The organism is Ruminococcoides bili (genome assembly GCF_040093295.1).
Taxonomy (GTDB): Bacteria; Bacillota; Clostridia; order Oscillospirales; family Acutalibacteraceae; genus Ruminococcoides; species Ruminococcoides intestinale_A.
This window is the reverse complement of sequence record NZ_JBBNJY010000027.1, coordinates 20,292-28,125: the sequence shown is the minus strand read 5'-3', so window position 1 is coordinate 28,125 and position 7,834 is coordinate 20,292. Positions and strand designations below refer to the sequence as shown.

The 7,834-nt window shown below is 38.0% G+C and carries 7 protein-coding genes; 4 read left to right on the top strand and 3 right to left on the bottom strand.

Annotation, left to right across the window (positions count from 1 at the left end; translation table 11 throughout):
* Window positions 1-158 precede the first annotated feature (158 nt).
* The 3 genes from AAAY30_RS08785 to AAAY30_RS08775 are packed head-to-tail and all read right to left on the bottom strand — an operon-like array spanning window position 159 to window position 3,612.
* Window positions 159-662 (bottom strand): phosphatase PAP2 family protein, encoded by a 504-nt coding sequence (locus AAAY30_RS08785; RefSeq protein WP_295025966.1) that lies wholly within the window; start codon window positions 660-662, stop codon window positions 159-161.
* A 37-nt stretch (window positions 663-699) separates the two neighbouring features.
* On the bottom strand, window positions 700-2,532 hold the full coding sequence (asnB, locus tag AAAY30_RS08780) for an asparagine synthase (glutamine-hydrolyzing) (RefSeq protein ID WP_295025967.1): 1,833 nt from the start codon (window positions 2,530-2,532) through the stop codon (window positions 700-702).
* 12 nt (window positions 2,533-2,544) lie between these two features.
* Window positions 2,545-3,612, bottom strand: a complete 1,068-nt coding sequence (locus tag AAAY30_RS08775; RefSeq protein WP_303248530.1) for a hypothetical protein — start codon at window positions 3,610-3,612, stop codon at window positions 2,545-2,547.
* Between the two features lie 75 nt (window positions 3,613-3,687).
* Here AAAY30_RS08775 and AAAY30_RS08770 point away from each other — a divergent pair, with 75 nt between their 5' ends.
* The 4 genes from AAAY30_RS08770 (at window position 3,688) to AAAY30_RS08755 (ending at window position 7,736) form a co-directional block, all read left to right on the top strand.
* Entirely contained in the window at window positions 3,688-3,960 is a 273-nt protein-coding gene (locus AAAY30_RS08770) for a YabP/YqfC family sporulation protein (protein ID WP_022233991.1), read from the top strand.
* Window positions 3,961-3,974: 14 nt separating this feature from the next.
* Entirely contained in the window at window positions 3,975-5,153 is a 1,179-nt protein-coding gene (locus tag AAAY30_RS08765) for a sporulation protein YqfD (RefSeq protein WP_303248529.1), read from the top strand.
* A gap of 48 nt (window positions 5,154-5,201) precedes the next feature.
* The gene (locus AAAY30_RS08760; RefSeq protein ID WP_022233989.1) at window positions 5,202-5,975 is read left to right on the top strand and encodes a TIGR00282 family metallophosphoesterase; all 774 of its coding nucleotides are present in this window, start codon (window positions 5,202-5,204) and stop codon (window positions 5,973-5,975) included.
* 117 nt (window positions 5,976-6,092) lie between these two features.
* Window positions 6,093-7,736, top strand: a complete 1,644-nt coding sequence (locus AAAY30_RS08755; protein WP_022233988.1) for a DAK2 domain-containing protein — start codon at window positions 6,093-6,095, stop codon at window positions 7,734-7,736.
* Window positions 7,737-7,834 lie beyond the last annotated feature (98 nt).

The window sequence follows — 7,834 nt, the reverse complement described above, 5'->3', positions numbered from 1 at the left end:
TCTACAACAATTTTATATTATCATTTTGGAGGAATTTTTTATGACATCAATATTGTGTAAACTAAGAATAGGTGTCATGCTAAACCATAATTTAAAATAATAGACTTATAATAAAAGCAGTTGTAATCTTATTTGGATTGCAACTGCTTTTCTGTTATTTAAATTATAAAAAATGAAAAATAGCCGTAAAGAAGTGAGATTGCCATACCTGCTATGACATCGCTTATAAAATGCACCCCGGCAAGGACTCTTGAAATCATAATCAAAGTGCTGATTATAAGATAAGCAATTCCGAGCGGAATACTTACATACATAAATGCCATTGCAATTATAAAGGCACAGGCGGTGTGACGGCTCGGCATACTTTCGCCTTTCTTGTTTTTACCGAATACAGATGTAGTAGCAAATTTTTCGTACGGTCGAGGTCTGTTAAATATTTTTCTGAAAAAAGTAACTATTGCAAATACTGTAAGCGGTGACAGTGTAATTCTTGCAAAAATTTTAATATCGGAAAAAAACATAAAAACAATAAGAATGCCATACGATACAAACATTATAAGAGGGAGAAAGTTATAGCATAATTTTAATACGGTATTGCAAGGCTTATTTCTTTTAAAGAAACCGACAATGCTTTTATATGTTTCCGTACTTATAACAATCACCCCGTTTGAACATTCTTACGCTATTTTAACACAAGATTTAAACTATTTCAACATTATATTTTTCAAACCAATAATCAAGTTCAATAATATACGCAAGTATTTGCGGTGCTTGCATAAGCTGACCGTACCAAGGTGTTGTTATACTGTCGGGATTTTCGATTATATTCATTATACCTTCTTTGCTTAGCATTTCGGTAAGTGAATTTTTCTTTTGCAGAATATTTATAACTCGCTCTTTACAGATGTCAAAATATATCGGGTTGTGGGTTTTAGGGTAAGGACTTTTCTTTCGCCAACAAATTTCTTCGGGCAAAATATTCTCAAAGGCTTTTCGCACAATTCCTTTTTCACGGTTATTATATGCTTTGATTTTCCAAGGCATATTGTATGCATATTCCGCAAGTCTGTAGTCGCAGAACGGTACACGCACCTCAAGTCCGTTATACATTGAACAGCGGTCTTTTCGTTCAAGCAAACATTGCATAAACCAGTAAAAATTAAGATAAAACATCTCTCTCATTCGTGCGTCTGTTTTTGAATCTGTTTTCAGTTTTGGGGCAAGGTTAATTGTATCAAGATATTTTTGCCGCACATATTCTGAACCCTTTGGCAAAACTCCGTCTTTTAATATTGAGGAGCGGACATCCTGACTTTTTGACCATGGAAAATTATCTTCAAATAAAATTTCTTTGTTGTGGTACCATGGATAACCGCCGAAAAGTTCATCCGCACATTCACCCGACAACGCAACGGTATAATCTTTTTTGATTTCGCCGCAGAACAAAAGTAACGAGGAGTCAACATCTACATAACCGGGCAAATCTCTTGCTATTACACTGTCATAAAGTGCGTCGGCAACTGCCTTGTTATCAAGTATAATTTCCCTGTGCCGACTGTCAGCATTGCGTGACATAAGTGAAATATATTCAAAATCGGCATTTGGCTGAAACAGACTTTTCTTAAAATATTTTTCATTGTCACGATATTCAACCGAATAAGTGTTGATTTTGCCGAGCTTATTTTCCTTATAATATTGCGAGGCGGTTTTTACAATTATGCTGCTGTCAAGTCCGCCCGACAGGAAAAAGCAGAGCGGCATATCGCTGACAAGCTGACGGTTTATAGCGTCGGTAAGCAAAAAGCGTGTTTTTTCAACAGTTTCTTCAACGCTGTCCGTGTGTTCTTTCGCCTGAATTGTAAAGTAACTTTTTTTAGTCAGTTTTTGATTTTTATAAAGTGCCGATTCACCCGGTTTTAATTCTTTAATTCCCTTAAAAACGCCGCATGACGGAGTACGGGCAGGACCTAAGAAGAAAATTTCATATAGACCTGTTTCGTCAATCTGCGGTTTTACAATCTTACTTGCAAGCAGAGCCTTTATTTCTGACGCAAACAAAATTCCGCCGTCGTATTCATAATAAAACAACGGTTTTACTCCGATTTTATCTCGGCAAAGAAAAATACTGTTTTCGCTTACATCATATATCGCAAAAGCAAAAATGCCGTTGAGCATATCGGCGCATTTCTCTTTGTATTTCATATATGATTTAAGCACAACTTCGGTATCGCTGTGCCCTCTGAAATGATAGCCGCTTGCTTTTAAATCTTCTCTTAATTCATCGGTGTTGTAAAGCTCTCCGTTATAGACGATTATATATGTTTTTCCTCTGTGTCGTGCCGCCATAGGCTGTTTGCCGTTTTCTTTGTCAATAACAATAAGCCGTCTGTGCAGCAAAGCACAACCTTTATTAATGTAAAGCCCGTTTTCGTCAGGACCTCTCTTGCTAAGAGTTTGTGACATTTTATATAGAACAGGAATCTGTTTACTCATATCAATTTCGTTGTCAAACCAACCTGCAATACCACACATAAGTAACCTCCGTTAATTGTTTCTGTAATTTTTAAGTAAAAATAAAAAGCAAATCATCAGCGCCGTAAGTACAATTCCCGAAAATGCCGTGCCTCCGTAAACGGAACTGCCTGAAACCGTACCTACGGAAAATACGCTTTTGGTATCGTAAAATATCAGCATACCGATATAGGTGAAAAGTGCGGTTATTATTCCTTGAATAATTCTGTAACAGAAAAATATCAATTTATTAATCTTAAGATTGCCAAGCACTGAAAAAATTTGAAAGTGTACGCATATTCCGCCAAATCCCGCCACAAACGCAACTGCCCATACAGGTAATTCGGAAGAAGCCGTTTTTACACCCGTGCACACTTCAAATATTGACAGCACGGCGGTTTTTACAAATCCGTCATCAAGCACTGTCGAAAGAATACCTGCGACGGCGGAAAAAGCTATAACAAACGAGCATATTGAAAACATACCTTTTGATGCATCGTACACCGCTTCCACAAGAGATTTTGTAAGGCTTAGCCTGATTTTATTGCTTTCTTTGGCAGTTACGAAAATTTTCCCTCTGTTTATTATTCTATTCGCAATGCCTGTAATGAGTACCGACAAAATTTGTGAGCAGAGCATTATTATGCCGATTTTTTTATCGTTGTAAATTGACATTCCTATAAAGCTTACTAAAAAACCCGGACCCGCACACACCATAAACATACTTGCTCTTTTACATTCTTCTGTTCCCGCATTTCCGTTTTTGTAAAGTTCGTTACAGCTTTTTGCACCGATAGGATAACCTCCCGTAACCGAAAGCAGTAATATGGGTGCAAAGCATGGACTTAGTCCGAATACCGATTTCATAATTTTGCCGAAAGGTTTGCCTAAAAAATCGGAAATACCGCTTTTTACCGTAAACGATGACACTGCCATAAACGGAAACAGAGAGGGGATAAGCACATTTATGCACATTTCAACTCCCGAAAACGCTCCGTCTGCACATTCTTTTGAAAAAATTAAAAGCATTATGCATACAATAACTATTGCAAGCGAAAGCAGTGCGGCTGTAAATTTGTGAAAATTTGCCTTAATAAACATAGCAATCACCATTAATATATATGTAACACTCTGCATAAAAATAATAATAAAGCTATGAAACGGGAGAGATATATTTTGCAGAGAAAAAACGATAAGCCGAAAAACGAATCGGCAAGTTCGCTTACGCTTGATTTAAATTCAGGTTTGCCGACACTTGATATGCTTGGCAACAGGCGAATAACAATCGAGGGTTCGACAGGTGTGTTGAGGTATGAAAGCGAAAATATAAAGATTAACACAAACAAAATGGTTGTTTCCGTATGCGGCAGAGGACTTACGGTAAAGTGCATTTCTGCAGTTGATGTTGTAATTGAGGGATTTATAACGGGAATTGATTTTATTACATAAAGCGGGGCGTTAATATGCTGTTAAAGCTTATAAGATGGAGCAAGGGCTATGTCGATTTTTCTGCAAGCGGAAAATTTCCCGAACGATTTATTAATCTTACCACCCGTAACGGAATTAATGTATGGAATTTAAAGCCCACAGAAAAAGGCTTGACCGCTACAATGCAGGTATATGATTACAAAAATATACGCAGTATAGCTTATAAATCAAAACTGAAAATGCGTGTTACAGGCAGACACGGACTTCCTTTTTATGTACAACGCTATAGGCAGAGAGTGGGACTTTTGATTGGAGCAATAATCGGAATTGTTTTGATTGCGGTCTTGTCAAAATTTATATGGTATATTGACGCACCGCCTACAAAGAGTTTGAGTACCTCACAAATTCTTTCCGCTCTTGAGGAGGATAATGTAAAAGTAGGTTCGTATATAAATTCTATAGATACCGAAAATACCGAGCGCAGACTGATTTTGAAAAACGAGCAGATTGGCTGGATAAGTCTTAATATTACGGGCAGTACGATGAGTGTTAATATTGAAGAAAAAGCTCCGAAACCCGATACTCCGGACTTTAAAACTCCTTGTAACATAAAAGCAAATAATGACGGAGTAATAACAAGTATAAAGACATCAAGAGGGGAAACAAAGGTAATGAAAGGCAGCGGAGTTGTAAAAGGAGATCTGCTTGTAAGCGGTATAGTGGAAACAAAGCAGGAAACAATAGAATATGTGCACGCAAGTGCCGAGATAATGGCGGATGTAATATATAAAAAAGAATATACATTGCCCAGAAGCTATGATTATTATTCGATAACCGATAACCGAACCGACAGATATATGTGCAGCTTTTTAAATTTTAAATTTCCCTGTTCAATAAGTTTTTTGTCTTATGATGACAGTGTGTTCGTAAAAAATAAAGAGAAATTGTGTTTTAACAATACAAATATACCGATAGAGTTTACGACGCAGAGTGAAATTGAAGTTAGTAAAAGCAGTGTAAATATGGATAAAGCTGTTCTTGATAAAAAATTACTTGCACAGTCAATGCTTTATGAAGTGTTTGAAAAGCAAGATAGTACGCTTGTAAGCAGGAAAATCAATATAAAAAAGAGAAATAATAATTTTGATGCTGAAATCAGCTATATTTTTAACGAAAATATAGCACAAACATCAGAATTAAGTGTGACAGATTAAAATATATGTGGTATAATTAAACTTATCAGATTATTATAGGGTGATATTATGCGGATTTTATGTATAGGTGATGTCGTAGGCAGTATAGGCTGTCGCTTTTTGCGTGATAAGTTGCCGACTTTGAAGAAAGTAAAAGGAATAGACTTTGTGCTTTGCAACGGAGAAAACTCGGCAGACGGCAACGGAATTACACCGTCATCTGCAAATTATCTTCTCGACAGCGGTGTAAATGTTATTACTCTCGGCAACCATTCTTTCAGGCGTAAAGAGGCTTATGACTTTATTGACGAAAATCCGTTTATAGTTCGTCCCGCAAATTTTCCTGACGGAACTACTCCGGGTATGGGAATTGTAAATGTTGATACAGGCAGAAAGATAATTACCGTAATCAATATTATGGGCAATACCTTTATGGACAACAACCTTGATTGTGCGTTTGATTGTGCCGAAAATATGCTTAAGAAAGCGGAGAGCAATATTATTATAGTTGACTTTCATGCTGAGGCTACGGGCGAAAAAAGAGCTATGGGATATTTCCTTGACGGTAAGGTATCTGCAATGTTTGGTACACATACTCATGTGCAGACTTCTGACGCACAGGTTTTGCCTAACGGCAGCGGATATATAACCGATGTAGGTATGACAGGAACAATTCATTCGGTTTTGGGTGTAAAAAGCGAAATAATTATCAATAAATTCAAAACCAAGCTGCCTGCAAGATTTGACCTTGCGGACGGTGAATGTAAAATGGAATGTGTGCTTTTCGATATTGATGACAAAACAGGCAAAACATTGACCGCAGAGTCATTCAGAATTGAATAAGGTAACCAAAATTTTAAATTTGCTATATTTTTGCGAATTTTACTTGCAAAATTTCGTTCTAAAATATATAATAACTATGTCTATGAATTTAATTGTATGATAAAGGATGTGTTCGCAATGTTTAACGGCGAAATCTTAAAGAATGCGATAATTTCTGGTGCAAACAATATAAGCTCACAGAAAAATCAGATTAATGATCTTAATATTTTCCCTGTTCCCGACGGTGATACAGGTACAAATATGTCTATGACTATAATGGCTGCCGCAAAAGCTCTTGCCGATTATGACGGTGACGATGCGGGCGAGGTAGCACAGATTACAGCTTCCGCTATGTTAAGAGGAGCAAGAGGTAACTCGGGTGTTATTACATCTCTTATTTTCCGTGGCTTTGCACAGGGACTTAAGGGTATGAAAGAAGTAAACGGCAAAAGCCTTGCCGCAGCTCTCGGTATCGGTGTTGACGCAGCGTATAAGGCTGTAATGAAACCTACAGAGGGCACAATCCTTACAGTAGCCCGTATGGCTTATGAAGAAGGTGTTGAGGCTTCAAGAATAAACTCCGACAGCCTTTATGTATGGCAGTGCATTTGCAATAAGGCAAACGAGGCACTTGCAATTACTCCGGAACTCTTACCTGTTCTTAAAAAGGCAGGAGTTGTTGACGCAGGCGGTAAGGGTCTTTGTGTAATCTTTGAGGGTATGCTTTCCTACCTTAAGGACGGTGTAATGATTGAGTACACCGAGGCAAAAAAAGAGGCTACTGTTGATAATTTTGAAAGTGCGGCTGCTGAATTTGACGATGATATTCAGTTCACTTACTGCACAGAGTTTATTATAGGCAGAAATATTGAGGACGCTCCCGACCCGGACGAGCTTAGATCTTATCTTCAGACTATCGGCGACTGCGTTGTAGTAGTTAATGACGAAGAGATTATTAAAGTTCATGTTCATACCGAACAGCCAGGTAAGGCTCTTACAAAAGCTCTTTTGTTCGGTCAGCTTTTGACAGTAAAAGTTGAAAATATGAAAGAACAGCACAAAAATGCCAAGGCTGCCGCTAAACCTAAGAAAGAAACTTTTGAGCCGGCAGAACCTGTTGAAGACTTTGGCTTTGTTGCGGTTGCGGCAGGCGAGGGACTTAAAAACCTCTTCAAGGATTTAGGTTGTGCCAATGTTGTTTCTGGCGGTCAGAGTATGAACCCGAGCACAGACGATATTTACGCAGCGGTAATGGCTACACCGGCTAAAAATGTATTGGTGTTCCCGAATAATAAAAATATCATTCTTGCTGCCGAGCAGACTATACCTATGGTTAAGGACAGAAATGTTGTTATTGTTCCTACAAGAACAATTCCGCAGGGTATGACAGCACTTCTTAACTTTGATTCGGAGATTTCCCCCGAAAGCAACGCTCAGCTTATGATGGACGCCGCAACAGGTGTAGGCACAGGTCTTGTTACATTTGCAGCAAGAAACAGTGAGTTTGGCGGTAAGAAGATTAAAGAGGGCGATATAATTGCTCTTGAAAACGGTAAGCTTACCATTACAGAGAAAAATCCTGTAAAGGCAGTTGTAAAGCTTGCCAAGAATATGGTAACCCGTGATACTTCGTTTATCACACTTATTTACGGTAATGACATCAGCGAAGAAGATGCAAAGACAGCATTCAACGAGCTTTCGGATAAGTTCGGTTCACGCACAGATGTTACTCTCGTAAAGGGTGATCAGCCGGTTTATTACTTTATCCTCAGTGTAGAATAATTTTGTAAGCATTGTCTTGCTTGCCCTGTGGCTGAGTATAAAAGTAGAAAGTTATTTGATTAAAAGGGGCGTGCATTCACGCCCTTTTGTTTTTCGGT